Raw genomic sequence first — 18,184 nt, 5'->3', positions numbered from 1 at the left:
GTGGACGCCGACTATCGGGCCGGTCCGGCCGAAACCCGGCCGGTGGATTCCGACGCCGCGCAGAGCGTGCCCCCGCGGCGCCGTCCTCGGCTCAGGCGGTGGCCGCGACGCGCGGCATACCTCTGCACCGTTCTGCTCGCGGCGGTCACCACGGCCTCCCTGGTCTACAACGTGTGCACCGCGGGGCGTGCCGCTCCGCCGCGAGGGCTGCGTTATGTGCAGGCGGCCGATGTCCGCACCCGGTACCGGACCTGGGGGACGAGCGGGTCGCCCGTCGTCCTCGTCCACGGTGCCTTCGAGCAGGCGGACACCTGGTCACGCCTCGCCCCGATCCTCGCCCGCGATCACCGGGTCTACGCGCTGGACCTGACCGGAGACGGCTACAGCGAACGCCGTGGCCCCTACTCCGTCGCCCACCTCACCCGGCAGCTGTTGGGCTTCCTCAGCGCCATGCATCTGGGCGGACCCGGCGAACGCCCGCTGCTGGTGGGCCACTCCAGCGGAGCCGCGGTCGTCACCGAGGCGTCCTTGCGCGCCCCAGCACGAATCGGGGGCGTGATGCTGCTCGACGGGGACGCCCTGGACACCGGCGTCGGTCCGCCGTCCGGCCTCACATACCTGCTGATCGACCCCTACCGCACCAGCCTGCTGCGTCTCGGCCTCGGCTCCGACTGGCTGATCCGCTCCTTCTACGACGCCCAGTGCGGACCGGCCTGCCCGCCGCTGAACTCCGCCGGAGTGGACGAGTGGCGCCGGCCGCTGCGGGTACCGGGCGCCGAGACCGCGCTGTGGAACATGATCGGCCAGAGTGTGCCCGGCCTCCCCGCCGGCCAGGTGGCCCGACTCGCCGCCGTCCGCATCCCCAAGTCCGTGGTGTTCGGCGCCCAGGACGGCATGTTCAGCACACAGACCCCGCAGCAGACCGCCCGGCGCATCGGCGCACCACCCCCCATCCTCATCCCCCGAGCCCGCCACCTCACCATGATCTCCAACCCCTGCCAGGTCGCTGCAGCCGTGGAAGCCCTGGCGGGCACCCGTCGCGCCACGCCGTAGAGTGCGCTGCCGGCCCGGCCCCGAGGCGGAACTCCTCGACAGCCGGTGCGCGGTCCGGCGGACTTCACCTGGGCGAGAACGCCTCGTGGTGAACGGACCCGATGAGGCCCAGGGCCCGGAGATCCCGCGCGAAGGTGCGGATCATGGCGGGCGGGCCGCAGAGGAACGCCGAGGCGTCTCGTCCGGCCATGCCCTCGGTGAGAACTCGCTGCGCCGTGAGGCGCCCGTCCCGCTGAGTGACGACCAGGTGCAGGTGCAGCCAGGGAAAGGCTCGTGCCGCGGCGGTGACTTCGTCGAGGAAGGGCGCCTCGGTCAGGCCCCTGACCGAGTACCACAGGTCGACGACGCCCTGGTGAGCTTCTGACAGTGAACGGATCCAGCTCAGGAACGGCGTGATGCCGATCCCGGCCGCGATCCAGATCTGCCGCTCGTCCACGCGCTGGTAGTGGAAGTCCCCGCGCGGCTCCTGGACCCAGGCCCGGGCACCGGTGCCGATCCTGTCGTGCATGGCCATGGTGTCGTTGCCGTTGGCCTTCACGGCGATCTGGAGCGTCCCGTCCGAGTCGGAGCGGACGACGGTGAACGGGTGAGCGCCGTGTGGGATTCCGGCGAACTCGACGTCCACGTACTGTCCCGGCGCCGGTGCCCACGGCTCACCCATCGGGCGCATCGTGATGACCCGGACGTCGGCGGCGACCTGCCGGACGTCCAGGACGCGGTGCTCGGAGCCGCGGAGGAGGGACCGGCGCAGGATCAGCTGATAGCCGAGGGCGGCCGTCCCGGCGAGGCAGATCGCGAGGTAGATCGCGGCGAGGACCGGCTGGTGCCTGAGGGCGCTGGAGTCGAGCAGGCCGTGGCCCATCCCCGCCAGGAGCGCGCCGGCCGTCAGCCGGTGGATGGCCTTCCAGCGGTCGTAGCGCAGGCGTGCTATCCAGCCGAGCGGTCCGCGCCGACGCCCGAACCATCCGCCGGGGGTCAGCACCGCGAGCCCGGTCAGGATCCCGAACAGCAGGAGGCTCACCACGGCGAGGATGACCCCGACGGGGTCCTCGTAGTTGTCGACGACGATCGGCAGGTGCGCGATGACGAGCGCGAGGCCGATGAGCGCGGTTCCGCGATGCCAGCGCTGACGGCGCCCGGCACCACCGAACGCCACATCCACCCGAGGGGAGCCGACGGCCAGCACGGCCGACACGGTCATCGACAGCACCGCCTCCGCGCCGACCAGCTCGCCGAACTGCCCTTGCAGGGAGGCGGTCTGGTCCCGCAGGAACATCCACAGGACGGCGTAGACGGCGGCCGCGGCCAGGACGAGACGGCCGCCGGCCGCACGGCCTGTCGCGGTGAACGGTATGCGTGGTCGTGGTGGTGAGCCCGGGGGAGGGCCCTGCTCCTGCTCGCCCGTCGACGCGTGGCCGCGAGCAGAAATCGTGGACGGGGGCCGAAGGCCCTGGGCGGTGATGTCGCGAGTGGTGACCATGCCGTCCACCTTGGCGAGCGGCGCTTGTCCCGGGCATCGTCCGGGCGCAGGCTCGTCGACGTACCGCGGACGCAGCAGACGGGTGGACACCCGCAGAACCGGTCAGCGGGCCAGGCTTGCCGCGCAGCAGCGGACTTCCAGCGCCCCTCGTCGCAGACGGGTGGAGCCCGCCCGAACCGGTCAGCCGGGTGGAGCGTCGGGCCGGGCCTGTCCGGGGTCGACCAGTCCGGTCTGATAGGCGATGACCACCAGCTGGGCGCGATCACGGGCATGGAGTTTCGTCATCGCCCGATTGATGTGCGTCTTGACCGTGAGCGGAGAGAGAACCAGTTCGGCCGCGATCTCGTCGTTGCTGACTCCGGTGGCCACCAGCGCCACCATCTCGCGTTCCCGCTCGGTGAGGACCTCGAGTCGCTTGTTCAGGGCGTTCGCGCCGGGGCGGGGCTGGGTCAGGTAGGCGGTGACCAGGTGACGTGTGGCCTGCGGGGACAGCAGGGTCTCGCCCTGGTGGATGACGCGGATGGCCTCCAGCAGTTCCCCGGGCGCGATCCCCTTGCCGATGAACCCGCTCGCCCCCGCGCGCAGCGCCTCGAAGACGTACTCGTCGACCTCGAAGGTGGTCAGGATCAGGACGCGGGTACCGGTCAGGCCGGGATCGGCGCAGATCTCGACCGTGGCCGACAATCCGTCCCGGCCCGGCATCCGTACGTCCATCAACACGACGTCGGGTTTCGAGGTCCGGGCGAGCTCCACCGCCTCGTCACCGTCACCGGCCTCGCCGATCACCTCGAGGTCCGGCGCGGAATCGATCAACGCGCGGAACCCGCTGCGGATCAGACTCTGGTCGTCGGCGAGGAGGACACGGACGGTCATGACGTTCTCCCTTCCAGGGGAAGCTGCGCACGGACCAGGAACCCGCCGTCCGGAAGCCTTTGGGCAGTCAGGGCACCGCCGGCCGCCGCCACTCGTTCGCGCATACCGATCAAGCCCAACCCGTTGCCCGCCGCCGGAGGATCGGTCGGCGACGTCCCGGGCTCGTTGGTCACCGAGACCGTGAGCCGCTGTGGTTCCCAGCTGAGCCGAACGCGGGCGGCCGCCGCGGGGGCATGCTTGTGGACGTTGGTCAGCGCCTCCTGCACCACCCGGTAGGCGGTGAGTCCGACGCCGTCGGGAGTCTCCTGAGACGTCCCCTCGACCTCGAGATTCACGGCATGTCCCTGTCCGCTGCTGGTCGCGACCAGGTCCGGTATCCGGTCGATCCCGGGAGTCGGTGCCCGCAGCCCCTCGGCGCCCGTGTCGTGCCGGAGAACGGCCAGCACTCCGCCCAGCTCCGCCAGGACGGTCTGCGCGGAAACCCTGGCCGTGTGCAAGGCCTGCTCGGCCGCGTCGGGGTCGGTCCGCAGCAGATGCCCGGCGACCCCGGACTGGACGTTGATCACCGCGACGTGGTGGGCGATGACGTCGTGCAGTTCCCGGGAGATGCGAAGCCGTTCCTCCGCCACTCGTCGGGCGGCCTCCTCCTCCCGGGACAGCTCGGCCGCGCGCACCCGCTCCCGTGCCTCCCGGAAGTACCGACGTTGACTCGCCGTGGCCATTCCCAGGACGCAGCCGAGCGCGGTCCATGCCTCGGCCTCGAGCACGGCTCCGGCGGTGCCGTCCGGGATGGTCCACAGCGTGGGCAGCAGGAGGACGAGCAGGGCCGCCGCGGTGTCCCGTACCGCGAGGGAACGCTCGACCGACACGGCCATGGCGTACCCGGCGATCGGGAGGGCTAGGTGCCCGACGTACCCACCGGCCGGCGCCCAGGTGGCCAACGTGGCCAGCACCAGGAACCCGAAGACCGGACGCGGCCGACGCCAGCGGAGCAGCAGCGGGCCGGCGAGAAGGGCTGCCAGGATCGCGTGCCACAGCGGGGAGCTGTTCTGCCACGCCGCCGGTCTCTGGGGCAACGGCAGCATCATGACCACGGCGAAGCCGACCACGAACGCGATGTCCACAGCGCGGGCATGGCGCCGAGCCCAGGCAATCATGGTCGTCCTCCCGTCCTACGCGGCTGTCCGCACATCTGGTCGAGTGCACCGTCGCGATCAGGCGGTCTCCGTTTCCAGGCGGGCCGAGTGTGCCTTCGGCCCCTCGGGCGTCGGACCGGTGCCGCGCGTACTCGGCACGAGGACGAACACCAGGATCGCCGCGAGCAGGCCGAGCCCGCCGGCCACGACGTACGCCGCGTCGAGCCCACTGGCGAAGGCAGCGTGCAGGTCCCGCGCCGGGATGAACCGGCTGAGCGCGTCCGCCCCGCCGCCGGCGAGGGCGTGGGCGGCGGCCCGGGGATCGGGGGCGGCGGAGAGGGAGTGTTCCATGCGTGCGGTGGCGACCGTACCGAAGACGGCCACGCCGAACGCGTATCCGAGTTGCCGGAAGGTGTTCACCGCCCCGCTGGCCATCCCGGCGTTCTCGGGTGGCACGGACGCGAGGGCGGCGCCCGCGACCGAGGGATTCACCAGGCCGGCCCCGAAGCCCGTCACCACGAGACCCGCGATGAGCACCGGCCAGGACGAGCCGGCGTGCAGAACGGCCTGCCCCAGGGTCCCGGCGCCGATCAGCAGCAGGCCGACGCCGATCGCCGGCCGCGGCGGCACCGAGTGCAGCAGCCGGCCGCCCAGCCCGGCGACGACGAACGCGGCCGTGGCGAGCGGCAGCAGCACGAGACCCGTACCGATCGCACCCATGCCCAGCACGCTCTGCAGCCAGATCGACGTGAACGGAAGCACCCCGAACGCCACCCCGTTCAGGGCGAGCGACCCGGTCATCACACCCACGAAGGCGGGCCTGCGGAAGAGCCGCAGATCGAGCAGGGGTGAGGTCACCCGGTGCTCGATCAGCACGAAGCCGACCAGTCCCACCGCGGCGAGGGCGAAGGCGAGCAGCGTGGGTGACGCCCCCCAGCCGACCTCCCCGGCCCGGACCACGGCGAACGTGGTCGCGCCCGCGAACAGCGCGAAGGCCGCCGTTCCGGCCCAGTCGATGTGTCGTCCGCCGGCGGACTTCGTCTCGCGGATCGCCCGCAGGGTCAGCCAGATCGCCAGGGCGCTGAACGGCAGGTTGACGAAGAAGATCCAGCACCAGCCGACGCTCTCCGTGATCGCACCGCCCACGATCGGGCCGAGCGCGGACGCCGCCCCGGTCACCGCGCCCCACACGCCGAGCGCGATCGAGCGGTCCCGGCCCTGATACGAGGCCGCGATCAGCGAGAGCGTCGTGGCGGACATGGCGGCGCCACCGATGCCCTGGACGCCTCGGAACACCACCAGCATCGTCACGTTCGGCGCCAGACCGCAGGCCAGGGACGACAGGGCGAACAGCGCCGTCCCCACCATGTAGACCCGGCGGCGGCCGATGATGTCCGCGGCCACGCCGGCACCCAGCATCAGGGCGGCGAGCGCGAGCGCGTAGACGTCGATGACCCATTGCAGGTCGGACACCGAGGCGCCGAGGGCCTTCGCGATGTCCGGCATGGCCACGATGACGATCGACACGTCCAGCAACAGCATGAACGTTCCCAGACAAGCCGCGATCAGCGGCCTCCACTTCGGCATGATCGGCCTTCTCCTGAAAACTTGAGATGTGAACGTTCCGCAGCCTGGGACAGGGCGGTACCGTTCCCTAGCCGCGACGGCACCACTGCCGGATTCCGACATGGGAGGGGGTGGGGGAAGTGCCATCCGACGCCTTCGACCTCGTCGACCTCAAACTGGTGCACGCCTTGGAAGTCGCGGGCCGCGCCCCCTTCAGCCGGATCGCTGAGGCGCTGGGCGTCTCGGACCAGACGGTCGCCCGGCGTTTCAGGAAGCTGCGCTCCTCGGTGGGGCTGCGCGTGGTGGGGGCGCGCGACGGCATCCGCCTGGGGCAGGAGGAGTGGCTGCTGCGGCTGCGCTGCACGCCGGACGGCTCGGAGACCATCGCCAGGGCCCTGGCTCGCCGCCCCGACACGACGTGGATCACCGTGGCGTCGGCCGGCACCGAGGTTTTCTGCAGGATGCGCGTCCGCTCGCGCGGGGAGTACGAGGACCTCATCCTCGCCAAGCTGCCGCGCACCCCGACCATCGTAGGGATCCACGCCTACCAGTTCCTGCACAGGTTTTTCGGAGGGCCGTCCAGCTGGTTGGAGAAGACACCCGCCCTCACGCCACAGGAGGCCGCACAACTGCGGGACCCGGTCGGCGAACCGGAGGCGGCGGCGCCGGTACGGATCACGGAGGACGACGAACCGCTGGTCCGCGCGCTGGAGCGGGACGGCCGGACCACCTACCCCGAGTTGGCTCGGGTCACCGGCCGCTCCGAGACGGCGGTCAGACGCCGGCTCTCCCAGCTGATCGGGTCCGGAGCGGTGTATCTCGACGTGGAATACGCGCCGGACCGCTTCGGGTTCGGCACCAGGGCCTTCCTGTGGGTCACCGCCGTACCCTCCGCGCTGCGGGACGTGGGTGAGGCTCTCGCGCGCCACCCCGAGGTCTCCTACGTCGGGGCGATAGCCGGCGGCCCGTGCAACCTGGTGGCCGTCGTCGCCACCCGTGACTCCCACGAGCTGTTCCGGTACCTGACCGAACGGTTCGGCAGCCTCCCGGGAGTGGCGCACGCGGAGACGTCGCCCGTGCTGTGGCGCGTCAAGCAGTTGGCGCAGGAGCAGAGCGGGTAGGGCCCAGGTGTCGCTGACGCATCCGTTGCCACGGCCCTGGATCGCGGTACGCGGCGTGAACTGGACGAACTCGGCCTGACCGGGACCGAGTTCGACGTTCTGGTGGCCTTGCGCAGGTCCGGTGAGCCGTATCGCATGAAGCCGAACCAGCTGGCACGTTCCCTGATGCTGTCCACCGGCGGCACCACCAACGTCACCCACACCCGGGCCCACTGCCCCCTCTTCCTGCTGGGCCCCGTGTCGGTGGCTGGTTCGCCCGCTCTGCCGTCAGCGTGGGCCGGGCGCGCCGGCGCGCAGGCCGTCCATGATCAGGTCCAGGAGCCGGGCGGCCTGGGCGTGCCAGTCGCCGTGGACATCGATCTGCCAGATGCCGGCGATGGCCAGGATGAAGTCGTCGGCGGTCACGCCGGGGCGGATGGTGCCGGCCTCGTGATTGGCGTCGAGGAGCGCTGTGATCGCCGCGACCACCAGCGCGTACCCAGGCTGCGCCGAGGCGGTCGACGTGCCGATGGTCTGGCGCATCGCCTCGGCGAGTCCCACCTTGGCCACCGCGAAGCGGGCCAGCCTGTCCATCCACTCGCGCAGGGCCTGGTCCGGTGCCTTGGTCTCGAGCAGCTCGGTCGCACCCTCGGTGAGCTGCTGCACCTCGTGCCGGTGCGCCTCCAGGACGAGTGCCTCGCGGTTGGGGAAGTTTCGGTAGAAGGTGCCCTGCCCCACCCCCGCCTTCTTGGCGATGACACTCAACGGCACATCCGCCGAACGCGACAGCTCGACCAGGGCCACCTCCAGGATGCGCTCCCGGTTGCGCTGCGCGTCCGAGCGCTGAGGTCCATCGTTCCTCAAGGCTCCACTCCCCTTCCTCCAGGGTTCACACCCCGAGCCCGTTGAGCCCACTTGCTAAGCGGACTGCTGTCCGATACGTTTCCCCAGGGTATCGGACAGTAGTCCGCTTAGGGGTGCGATTGTGCCGCACAGGCAAGGTCCCATGACCCGCTACGGGCGTTTCCCACCATTGAAGCGTATGGCTGGTCGATTCCGACCGGCCCATATCGTCCGGCTGGCCGCAGGGCTGCTCCCGGTCACCCGTCCGTCGGACCCCATCGCGTTCTGTCTGCGCAGGCGTGAAGTGCTGGACATCGCACAGGAGTTGACTCGATGGCTCGACGAGGGCAGGGAGTTCACCGTCGCCACCGTGGTCGGCGTCAGTGGCAGCGCGCCACGGGAGCTGGGGGCGACCCTCGCCGTCGACCGCGACGGCACCGCCGTGGCTCTCCCGCGCACCGTCCTGTGCGTCCTCACGCACGACGCCAAGTTCGACGTGCCCCTGCTGTGCGAGGCCCTGGCGCATGCCGGTCGCCTAACAGGCGTCCGCTCACCGAGGCCCCGACGGCGATCCACCGTGACGCGGGTCAGCGGGCCGCTCGGGGTGCCTGAACGTCCCAAGACCTGAAGATCGACTCGGATACCGCCATGTTCCTTGGAGGGTGAGATGGCTGACAGGCGCAGGCTCGGCCGGAGCGACATCGAGATCACGCCGATCGGTCTGGGGTGTGCGCAGATGGCCATGACCGGCATGACCGCCGGGGTCTACCCGACGCGGGAGCCGAACGCCGTGGTCCAGTCCGCGTTGTCGGGCGGGGTGAACTGGTTCGACACGGCGGAGGGGTACGGCAGTGGGGAGTCCGAACGGGCGCTGACCACGGGGCTGCGTACGGCGGGTGTACGGCCTGGCGAGGTGGTGATCGCCACCAAGTGGCTGCCGTTCGGCCGCCGGGCCTCCAGTATCGCCCGCACGATCGGTGACCGGATCAGTGCGCTGCAGGACTATCCCATCGACCTGTACCAGATCCATCAACCGTGGGGGCTGTCGTCTGTCGAGAGCGAGATGCGCGAGATGGCGAGACTCCTGCGGGCCGGCAAGATCCGGTCGGTCGGGGTGAGCAATTTCAGCGCCCGGCAGATGACCCGGGCTGCTGCGGCCCTGCGTGCCGAAGGCGTCGAGCTGGCGGCCAATCAGGTGCAGATCAGCCTGCTGAACCGCAGCATCGAGCGCAACGGCGTGCTGGACGCCGCCCGCAGACTCGGAATCACGCTGATCGCGTATTCGCCGCTGCACACCGGCATACTCACCGGACGCTTCCATGACGACCCCGACGCCATGCGGCAGGCGCCACTGCTGCGCAAGGTCATGTTCGGCCGGGCCCGGGACCTGGACCGCAGCCGCCCACTGATGCGTGAGATGGGCGCCATCGCGGACGCGTACGGCGTCTCTCGCGCCCAGGTGGCGCTCAACTGGCTGATCCATTTCTACGGCGACACCGTCGTGGCCATCCCGGGTGCTTCCAAGCAGCAGCAGGCCGAGGAGATCGCCGGCGCACAGACGTTCCGGCTCACCGAGACGGAACTCGGACGACTGGGAGAACTCTCTCCGTGAGCAGGCCTTGGCCGGAGGATGTTCCATGGTCTGACGCGCAGCGCAACCGGGAGCGCATCCGGGAAGTGGTGCTGGTCGAGCTGTCGCGTTCGGCGGAGGTGTCGTTGAGCGTGATCGCCGAGAAGGCGGGGGTGGGGCAGGGGACCTTCTACCGCAACGCTGGACATGGGCGGCCCCAGCATGGCGGTGGACACTGCATGCTCGTCCTCCCTGGAGTGAGGACTTCCTCCGGGTCATCGCCGGCATCTGGCAGGTCGACGTCGACGGTGACTGGCGTGCCCAGGCCGGCCGTCTCCTGGACCTGGTCATGGACGGCCTGCGTGCCCGGCCTCCGGGACGGAGGTGACGTCGACCTGGTAAGCGGGATTGCTGACCGGACAATTGTCCACTACCTTCGTCGGTAACGGATAACTGTCCGCTTCGGGGTCCCTCTCGTGGAAGGTATCCCTGTCATGAAACTGCTCATTCTCGGTGGGACCGGCCCCACCGGACGTCATCTCGTCGATCTGGCTGTGCGCTCGGGCGACTCGGTCACGGCCTTCGTACGCGACCCGGAGGCCCTGGGTGACCTGGCCGAGGAGGTGACGCCGGTCATCGGTGACGCCACCTCGCAACGGGACATCGCCACGGTGGCGGGCGGTCACGACGCGATTCTCTCGGCCCTGGGCCGGGGTAGTGCGGTGACGGCCGGCGAATTGTTCACACGGTCCTCGGCAGCGGTTGTCGGTGCGGCCCGCGCCTCAGGTGTCTCACGGCTGGTGTGGCTGTCGTCGTTCGGTGTCGGTCACACCTACGACTGGGCGAGTACCGCCCAGAAGCTGATCTACCGTACGGTCACGCGGGCGATCTACGCCGACAAGGAGATCGCGGACGAGCGGATCCGCAACAGCGGGCTGGACTGGACCGTGGTCCTTCCGACCCGGCTGACCCACGGCCCCGCCCAGGGCACGTTCCACGCCGGCGACCGGCTGCCGATGAAGGGCAACCCGGCCATCAGTCGCGCTGACGTCGCCGCCTTCATGTACCAGACCGTGCGCGGCGATGAGTGGGTCCACCGCAGTGCTGTGATCACCGACTGACGCGTCCCGGCGCCCCCGGCGCTCTGTCGACGCCCCCCGGGGCGACCAGCTTCCATGAGCCGATCTTCCGTCGCGAAGACGGGGAGTTGTCCGTCTTCATATTGAGCTTTCCCTCAGAGAGGTAGGCGGCGTCATGTCCGACACTCGCATCCTGATCCGCAACGGCCACGTCATCGACACCGAGCCCGACCCGGTCGTCCTTCCCCGCACCGACGTCCTGATCGAGGGCGGCAAGATCGCCGCCGTAGGCCCCGGCCTGCCGTCGGACGGCGCCACCGTCCTCGACGCCACCGACCGCATCGTGCTCCCGGGGTTCGTGGACGCTCACCGGCACGTGTGGCAGTCGGCGCTGCGCGGCGCGGCCGTGGGCACCGACCTCGGCGGCTATTTCCGCCTCCTGGGGCAGAGCGGCCCGAAGTTCAGACCTCAGGACGTGTACATCGCCACCCTGGCCGGTGCGCTGGAGTGCCTGGACTCCGGCATCACCACCCAGCTGGACTACTCGCACATCGCCTACTCGCCCGAGCACGCGGACGCCGCCATCGACGCCCTGCATGCGGCGGGGCTGCGTGCCGTTTTCGGCTACGGCACCCCCATCACCGCCACGGACGGGAACCTGGCGGACGTGCACCGGGTGCGCACCGAGCGCCTGGCGGACGACAACGCGCTCGTCACCATGGCGTACGCCCCGCTCGGCCCCTCCTTCGCCCCGATCGGGACGGTGGCGGAGGAATGGCGCATGGCGGACGACCTGCACCTGCTTGTGACGTTTCACGTCGCCGCCACCCCTGTCAGCGCACAGCCGGTCTTCGCCCTGCGCGACGCCGGACTGCTGCGCGAGAGGACCCTCTACATCCACGGCAACACGATCGGCGACGACGAGTTGAAGCTGATCGCCGATTCGGGCGCCACCGCCGCGACCACGCCCGGCGCGGAGGCCATGCTCGGCAACAAGGCGCCCGTGGCGGGTCGCCTGCGGCGCGCCGGCGTCACCACCGGCCTCGGAGTAGACGCGGTGTCCGCGGCACCCGGCGACATGTTCTCCGTGATGCGCGCGGCACTGCTGGGCAGTCAGATCGCCGACGACTCACCGCTGACCGCCGCGGACATCCTGCGGATGGCCACGCTGGACGGTGCCGCCGCGCTGGGCCTCGCCGACCGTACCGGCTCGCTGCGCCCCGGCAAGCAGGCCGACGTCATCCTGCTGCGCCTGGACGACATCAACATGCTCACCGCCGAGCGTGACCCGATCGCGGCGGTGGTCACGGCGGCGCAGCCGCACAACGTCGACACGGTCCTGGTGGCCGGACAGATCGTGAAGGCCGCCGGCCGGCTCGTCCACGCCGACCTCGGTCAGGCCGCCGAAGCACTGCGCGCCACCTCTGCCACGATCGCCGGGCTCTGACCCTCCCCTCCGTCCACCACGACGGGCTTGTCGACCGGACTCTCGTGTCGGCGCCGACCTGGCGGGTTACCACATCGCCGCGCACGCGCACATACCCGCCGTCGAGGCGTACTGGGTGGACGACCCGGACCCCGACGACCCGGTGGGCGTCAAGGGCATTGGTGAGATCGGCAACATTGGCTCCGCCGCGGCCGTCGCCAACGCGTTCTGGCACGCGACCGGCCGGCGGGCCTTGTCGCCGACCAGGGATCACCTCTGAGGACGTGACCACAGCCGCTTACCGAGCGCGGCAGCGGCACGTTCGCAGCCCCCGCTGCCGGTCGGACAGGTCCGGACAGAGTTCGCACACCTCTGTGCCGTTGACGGCAATCACACAGCCCCGAGTGCCGATGACGTGCTCACCGGCGCTTTGCTCCACGGCCGCCCGCGGTCGATCAGCCGCGGGTCAGGCCCAGTTCGCCCGCGCGCAGCCCGGCCTGGAAGCGTGAGTCCGCGCCCAGGACGACGAGGAGTTCGGCGACCCTGCGGCGGTAGGTGCGCAGCGACATGCCCAGCTCCCGCGCGGCCGCCATGTCGGTCATGCCGGAGCCAAGGGTGCGCAGCACCGCGCGGGCCTGCGCGTCGATGTGGGGCCGGCCGGGGGCGAGGAAGGCCGCCAGGTCGGTGGCCGTCTCCCAGGCGGCCTCGAACAGTGCGTACGCGCCGCTGACGAGAGCGGGTTCCGTGCTCATGGTGTAGGTACGGTCGCGGTGACCGGACGCGGGTGAGGCGGGGCCGGTGAGGATCATGGTGCGCCGGTCGATGAAGGCGGTTCCCTGGAGGAAGGGCGCGGCGGCGACGCGCACCTGGATGCCATGGGCGACCATCTCGCGCAGGGCCTCCCGGTCGCGTTCGTCGGCGAGCACCGTGAGGCTGTACAGCTTGCGGGCGTGGTGTGCCCCCTCACCGCGCATCCGCAGGCGGGCGGCCTCGCGGGCACCGGGCCAGGTGTCCAGATCGCGTGCGACGTTGACCCACTCCGCGTCGTCCGGCTCCACCAGGGGCCTGACCCGTGCCCGGAGCTCGAGATCACCGTGGAGGACCATGGTCTGTGGCATGCGTCCATTGTGCCGTGGCAGCAAACTGTCAGGCGCTCGTCGCCAGGTGGGCAAGCGTGCAGGCTGCTGTCATGAGCAAAGACTTCCGCCTCGGCGGCGACCTGCCCGTCAATCGCCTCGGCTTCGGCGCCATGCGCCTGCCGTCCCGACAAGGCATGCGCGGTCCCGCTCGCGACCCCGAAGGCGGCCGTGCCGTGCTGCGCCGTGCCGTGGAACTCGGCGTCAACCACCTCGACACGGCCGACTACTACTTCAGCGGCGACGGTGCGGTGCGGGCGAACACCCTGATCCGCGAGGCGCTCCACCCGTACCCCGACGGACTGGTCATCGCCACCAAAGTGGGTCCCCACGTCAGCCTCGACGGCTTCTCCCACGGCACCGCGGCCGACATGCGCGGCTTCGTCGAGGCCAACCTGGATGGCCTGGGCGTGGACCGCCTCGACCTGGTCTACCTGCGCGTCGGCGCCAGGGGAGGGGTGCCGCGGGGGGAGTCCCTCGCGGACCGCTTCGAGGCGCTCGCGGCGCTGCGCGAGGAGGGCCTGATCCGTCACCTCGGCGTGAGCAACGTCGATGTCGACCACCTCGCCGAAGCCCGTGCGATCGCGCCGGTGGCGGCGGTGCAGAACGCGTACAGCGCCGCCAAGCGCGGTGACGTGGAGCTGCTGGCGGCCTGCGAGGAGGCCGGCATCGCGTTCGTGCCCTTCTGGCCGACCGGCGGTGGTGAGGAGTTCGGCGGCGAGCGCCTGGCCAAGGTGGCCGCCCGGCACGGTGCCACCGTGCGCCAGGTCGGCCTGGCCTGGCTGCTCGCCGCCTCCCCGGTGGTCCTGGCCATTCCCGGCACGGGCTCCCTCGCCCACCTGGAGGACAACGTGGCCGCCGCCGACATCGTCCTCACCGAGGAGGACCTCGCCGACCTCGCGTGACATACCTTCGCCGTCGGCCGTCCCGCCCACCATCCGCTCGAGCGGCCGCTCCCGCCCGTCCTCTTCAGCGGGCAGGTTCGTAGGTGAGTTGTTTGACTTCTCGCAGGGTGAGGGCGGTCTCGATGGAACGAACTCCGTCCAGGGCTCCGATCTTGTCGCTGAGGTAGGTGTACACGTCGCCGGTGCTGGGGTGGAGGGTGGCGGCGACGATGTTGGCCTGGCCGGTGGTGGCCGCGGCGAAGCGCACCTCGGGATGGGTGGCCAGGGTGTGTCCGACGTCGGCCAGGGAAGCCGGGGCGACGGTGAGCCAGAGCATGGCGACGACGCCGTGCCCCAGGCGCTCGTGGTTGAACTGCACGTCCAGGTAGAGGACTCCGGTGGAACGCAGGCGGTCCAGGCGTCGTCTGACCGCCGACTCCGGCAGGTTCGTGCTCGCCTGCAGTTCGGTGAGCGGGGCGCGTCCGTCACGGCTGAGGACGTCGAGCAGCGCTTCGTCGGCGTCGTCCAGGGCGACGGGAGCACCGGCCGGCTCGACGGCCGGGGGGCTGAGGGCGGTCTGCTCCTCGGGACTGAGGGCGTTGATCTTGCTGAGCCAGCCGGCCGGTCCTCCGTAGAAGTGGTGCAGCAGGCAGTGGGCGCTGACCGAGGTGACACGGGGGGTGCGCTGGAGGCGGTCGAGGAGGAGTCCCTTGGTCTGCCGGGTGCGGGGCTTCATCGCGCACATCACTTCGGTACCGCCGGAGATCACGCTGACGTGGGCGGTGTCCGGACGCCGGGCGAGCGCGCCCGCCAGTTGTTCGGCGGCGTCGGGCGTACAGCGCAGGCGCAGGAGCCAGGTGCTGCGGCCCAGCCGGCTTTCGTCGGTGATGCCGAGCACCCGCAACCGCACCGCCGTGCGCAGTCGGCGGAAGCGGCGGGCGACGGTCTGGTCGGACACGCCCAGGACGTCCGCGATCCGGTTGAAGGGCGCCCGGCCGTCCAGTTGCAACGCCTGCAGCAGCTTCAGGTCGAGTGCGTCGGGCACCTGGGAGTGCACGGTTGTCTCCTGCGTTCGAGGCGGGTGTCACTGACATGATCCGACAACGGGAGACGGACGGTTCCCTGTCGTCGGAGGCGGTCCCGGCCAGTGGGGTGAGGCCCGGGCCCTGAAGGGCCCGGGCCTCAGCGGGCGCGCTCCCGTCCCCACGGATGGCGCCCCGCACCGGATCCGCCATCCGTGCCCCGGGGGGACCGGACCCGGTACGTGTCCGCGCGATCGGCCGGATGGCGATCAGCTGCCCGGGTGAGCCAGCTCCAGGTGGACGTCGCCCGGAGCGTGGCCGTCCACGGTGATCGCGTCGGCCACGGGCGGATACCCGGCGGCGATCACCGAGTAGCTTCCGGCGTCCAGGTCGGTGAAGGCATAGGCGCCGTCGTGGCCCGTGGTCGTGGTGCCCACCACGTTGCCGGCCGCGTCCACCAGCGTCACCCGCGCGTCGGCCAGGGCCTGGTGGCCGGCGCCCGCTCGCACGACACCCCGTAGCCGGGCGCCGGGTCGCAGGGGCACTTCCACCTCGGTGGTTCCTGCCCCGGACACCTGGACCGGGAGCGCGGCAGGCCGGAAGCCCTCGGCGGCCACCGTGACGGTGAGGTCGGCGGCCGGCAGCTCACCGAAGTCGAACCCGCCGGAGGCGTCGGTCAGGACGCTGCCCAGAACGTCGCCGCGGGAGTCCGTGACCATGACCGTGGCGTCCCGCACCGGCCTCCCGTCACCGGCCGACACGACGGTGCCGGCGAGTTTGCTGACTCCGGCCAACGCCACGTCATGGGACAGCGGTTCCCCGCCGAGCACGAGGGTGGTCGCCTGGGGCTGGTGGCCGTCGGCCGCGGCGATCAGCACGTACGGTCCCGCTGCTGGAGCGGCCAACTGGTAGCGGCCGGCGTCGCGGGCGACCGCCCGGCCGACCTGCTGCCCGGCCGGTGAGATGAGGGTCAGCGTGGCACCCTCCAGGCTGTCACCGTCGGCGGCACTGACCCGGCCGGTGAGAACCGCCCCCGAGCCCGCCGGCACCGGCGCGTCGACCGCACCACTCGCGGAGCCGTGCCCGGGCGTCCGCGGGGACGCGGCTCGCAGCGCGTCCTGCCCACCGATCCCGGCCGGCAGCGGCTCTCGACGGGGGGAAGGCTCTGCCGTCTCGGACGTCGTCCGGGTCGCGGCTCGGGGAGTGCGCAGCAGCACCGCCCCGACGAGCGCGGCGAGCAGCGCGAGGGAGGCGGCCACGATCAGGCACAGGCGCAGGCCGTCGATGAAGGCCTCCGAGAGGGCGCCCAGGGCGCGCCCGGTGTCCGCTCCCAGGTCCATCCGGGCCACCACGCCCAGCCCGCCGGCGTCCACGGCCGCGGTGATCCGCTGCGCCGTCGCGCCGTCCACACCCGCGTCGGCGAGGTGGCCGGGCAGCGTGTCGGTGGTCCTGGTGGTCAGCAGCACACCCAGTACGGCCGGGCCGAGCGCACCGCCGACCTGCCGGAAGGCGTTGTTGCCCGCTGCCGCCATACCGGCCAGGTGATGCGGCACGGACGCCACCGCGGTGGCAGTCATGGGTGTGACGACCAGGCCCAGACCGAGGCCCAACAGGGCCAGCCGCCAGGCCAGCGCACCGAACGACGTGTGCGCGTCCAGCGCGGTCAGCGACACCAGCGCTCCCGTGGTGATCAGCAGACCGGTGGTGATCAGCAGCCGCGCCGAGACACGACGCATCAACGGCCCGACGGCGACCCCGACGATCAGACACACCGCCGTCACCGCCAGCAGCCGATAGCCCGCGTCCAGGGTGCCGAGCCGCTGCACGAGGCCGAAGTAGAGACTGAGGACGAAGAAGAAACCGATCAGCCCCAGGAAGCTGATCATCGCGATCAGTGTGGTGGCGCTGAACGCGGCACTGCGGAAGAGCGCCAGGTCCAGCATCGGGCTCGCGCTGCGCCGCTCGGCCCGGACGAACGCGAGGGCGCTGACGCCGGCGAGCACCAGAGCGACGATCACCCGGGGCTCGGAGAAGGAGTCGGCGCCGCCCTCGATCACGCCGTAGACGAGCGAGGTGATCGCCAGTGCGGCGGTGATCTGGCCGGGCCAGTCCAGCCGACGCGAGCCGGGTGCCCTGGAGTCGGCCACCAGCGGCGCCGCGACGGCCATGGTGAGGACGGCCACCGGTATCGACGGCAGATAGATCCAGCGCCAGGCCGCATGATCGAGGATCACGCCCGCGATCAGCGGGCCGGCGGCCAGCGCCGTCATCAGGGCGGCGGCCCACAACCCGACGAACTTGGCCCGCTCGTGCGGGTCGGGCACGGCGTGGCTGATCAGTGCCAACGTGGTGGGCAGCAGCGCGGCCGCGCCCAGCCCGGCCAGCGCCTGCCCGACCCACAGCATCTGGACCGACTGCGCGCTGAGCGCGACGGTCGCTCCGACGGCGGCGAAGAACAAGCCCGCCTGGAAGACCTTCTTGCGGCCGTGCACGTCACCGAAGACACCGGCGGTCAGGATGAGGGCCGCCATGGGCAGGACGAACGCGTCGGAGATCCACGACAGTTGCGACGTCGACGTGTGCAGGGCCCGTTGAATGGCAGGAAGGCTCACCGAGACACTGGTGACCGGCAGATACGCGACGAACACCCCGACGCAGGCCATGACGAGCGTGGCCCTCGGACTCTGCCGTGACCCGGTCGCCGTTGTTGCGACGTTCACAAAATCCTCCATATCGACGCGCAATCGGTCGCGCCGGGATCACTTTCCGGCCAATGGGCCCAGAAGCCCAGCCACACCCCGCAGAGCCCGGGAAATCGACATCCAGCCGTCTCATTCGACGGTTCTCCGACATCCGCCGACCGGGTGTCCAAGGCCGCACCGGCGGCGACCTGCGCCCGATATGCGGGCCGAGCCGCCCACGGCGGCCGGACGGCGGCGATCCCACCCTGGCTCGTCCTGGACCGTCCCGGAGGGGCCGCCGGGGTAGGACAGTCGTTATAGGGGCAGGTAACCTG

15 protein-coding genes and 2 pseudogenes are annotated in these 18,184 nt (G+C 71.2%); 9 read left to right on the top strand and 8 right to left on the bottom strand.

Annotated elements, in window-relative coordinates; all coding sequences use genetic code 11:
* The gene (locus ACFYRY_RS05095) at positions 1-1,053 is read left to right on the top strand and encodes an alpha/beta fold hydrolase (RefSeq protein ID WP_389140157.1); all 1,053 of its coding nucleotides are present in this window, start codon (positions 1-3) and stop codon (positions 1,051-1,053) included.
* Between the two features lie 64 nt (positions 1,054-1,117).
* Here the strand turns inward: ACFYRY_RS05095 and ACFYRY_RS05090 are convergent, their stop codons facing one another.
* The 4 genes from ACFYRY_RS05090 to ACFYRY_RS05075 all read right to left on the bottom strand — a co-directional run bounded on the left by ACFYRY_RS05090 (position 1,118) and on the right by ACFYRY_RS05075 (position 6,129).
* Positions 1,118-2,533 (bottom strand): hypothetical protein, encoded by a 1,416-nt coding sequence (locus tag ACFYRY_RS05090; protein WP_389140154.1) that lies wholly within the window; start codon positions 2,531-2,533, stop codon positions 1,118-1,120.
* A gap of 180 nt (positions 2,534-2,713) precedes the next feature.
* The gene (locus ACFYRY_RS05085) at positions 2,714-3,406 is read right to left on the bottom strand and encodes a response regulator (RefSeq protein WP_389140152.1); all 693 of its coding nucleotides are present in this window, start codon (positions 3,404-3,406) and stop codon (positions 2,714-2,716) included.
* Positions 3,403-4,563, bottom strand: coding sequence for a sensor histidine kinase (locus tag ACFYRY_RS05080; RefSeq protein ID WP_389140149.1), 1,161 nt, complete (start codon positions 4,561-4,563; stop codon positions 3,403-3,405). The genes ACFYRY_RS05085 and ACFYRY_RS05080 overlap by 4 nt, the downstream gene beginning before the upstream one ends.
* Positions 4,564-4,620: 57 nt before the next feature.
* Positions 4,621-6,129, bottom strand: coding sequence for an MFS transporter (locus ACFYRY_RS05075; RefSeq protein WP_389140147.1), 1,509 nt, complete (start codon positions 6,127-6,129; stop codon positions 4,621-4,623).
* A gap of 110 nt (positions 6,130-6,239) precedes the next feature.
* Between ACFYRY_RS05075 and ACFYRY_RS05070 the strand changes: the two genes are divergently transcribed.
* A complete protein-coding gene (locus ACFYRY_RS05070; RefSeq protein ID WP_389140144.1) occupies positions 6,240-7,229 on the top strand; it encodes an Lrp/AsnC family transcriptional regulator in 990 nt (329 codons plus the stop codon).
* A 267-nt stretch (positions 7,230-7,496) separates the two neighbouring features.
* Here the strand turns inward: ACFYRY_RS05070 and ACFYRY_RS05065 are convergent, their stop codons facing one another.
* On the bottom strand, positions 7,497-8,072 hold the full coding sequence (locus ACFYRY_RS05065) for a TetR/AcrR family transcriptional regulator (protein ID WP_389140141.1): 576 nt from the start codon (positions 8,070-8,072) through the stop codon (positions 7,497-7,499).
* 283 nt (positions 8,073-8,355) lie between these two features.
* Between ACFYRY_RS05065 and ACFYRY_RS05060 the strand changes: the two are divergent.
* The 6 genes and pseudogenes from ACFYRY_RS05060 to ACFYRY_RS05035 form a co-directional block, all read left to right on the top strand.
* Positions 8,356-8,496 (top strand): annotated as a pseudogene (locus tag ACFYRY_RS05060) (XdhC family protein); the annotation flags it as partial.
* A gap of 222 nt (positions 8,497-8,718) precedes the next feature.
* On the top strand, positions 8,719-9,663 hold the full coding sequence (locus ACFYRY_RS05055) for an aldo/keto reductase (protein ID WP_389140138.1): 945 nt from the start codon (positions 8,719-8,721) through the stop codon (positions 9,661-9,663).
* 165 nt (positions 9,664-9,828) lie between these two features.
* Positions 9,829-9,882: a beta-ketoacyl synthase N-terminal-like domain-containing protein gene (locus ACFYRY_RS05050; RefSeq protein ID WP_389141090.1), complete on the top strand. Its 54-nt coding sequence runs from the start codon at positions 9,829-9,831 to the stop codon at positions 9,880-9,882.
* A gap of 233 nt (positions 9,883-10,115) precedes the next feature.
* Entirely contained in the window at positions 10,116-10,742 is a 627-nt protein-coding gene (locus ACFYRY_RS05045; RefSeq protein ID WP_389140136.1) for an NAD(P)-dependent oxidoreductase, read from the top strand.
* A gap of 133 nt (positions 10,743-10,875) precedes the next feature.
* A complete protein-coding gene (locus tag ACFYRY_RS05040) occupies positions 10,876-12,147 on the top strand; it encodes an amidohydrolase family protein (RefSeq protein WP_389140133.1) in 1,272 nt (423 codons plus the stop codon).
* A gap of 46 nt (positions 12,148-12,193) precedes the next feature.
* A pseudogene (locus tag ACFYRY_RS05035) lies at positions 12,194-12,406 on the top strand (hypothetical protein); the annotation flags it as partial.
* Positions 12,407-12,581: 175 nt separating this feature from the next.
* On the opposite strand, the gene ACFYRY_RS05030 reads toward ACFYRY_RS05035, so the two are convergent.
* The gene (locus ACFYRY_RS05030; RefSeq protein ID WP_389140130.1) at positions 12,582-13,244 is read right to left on the bottom strand and encodes a DNA-binding response regulator; all 663 of its coding nucleotides are present in this window, start codon (positions 13,242-13,244) and stop codon (positions 12,582-12,584) included.
* Between the two features lie 71 nt (positions 13,245-13,315).
* Here ACFYRY_RS05030 and ACFYRY_RS05025 point away from each other — a divergent pair, with 71 nt between their 5' ends.
* On the top strand, positions 13,316-14,167 hold the full coding sequence (locus tag ACFYRY_RS05025; RefSeq protein WP_389140127.1) for an aldo/keto reductase: 852 nt from the start codon (positions 13,316-13,318) through the stop codon (positions 14,165-14,167).
* 64 nt (positions 14,168-14,231) lie between these two features.
* Here the strand turns inward: ACFYRY_RS05025 and ACFYRY_RS05020 are convergent, their stop codons facing one another.
* On the bottom strand, positions 14,232-15,203 hold the full coding sequence (locus ACFYRY_RS05020; protein WP_389140125.1) for an Lrp/AsnC family transcriptional regulator: 972 nt from the start codon (positions 15,201-15,203) through the stop codon (positions 14,232-14,234).
* Between the two features lie 234 nt (positions 15,204-15,437).
* Positions 15,438-17,831, bottom strand: a complete 2,394-nt coding sequence (locus ACFYRY_RS05015; RefSeq protein ID WP_389141088.1) for an MFS transporter — start codon at positions 17,829-17,831, stop codon at positions 15,438-15,440.
* Positions 17,832-18,184 lie beyond the last annotated feature (353 nt).

Source organism: Streptomyces sp. NPDC005263 (genome assembly GCF_042872365.1).
Classification (GTDB): Bacteria; Actinomycetota; Actinomycetes; order Streptomycetales; family Streptomycetaceae; genus Streptomyces.
Note: the sequence above shows the minus strand (reverse complement) of the source record. Positions and strands in the feature narration are given on the sequence as shown.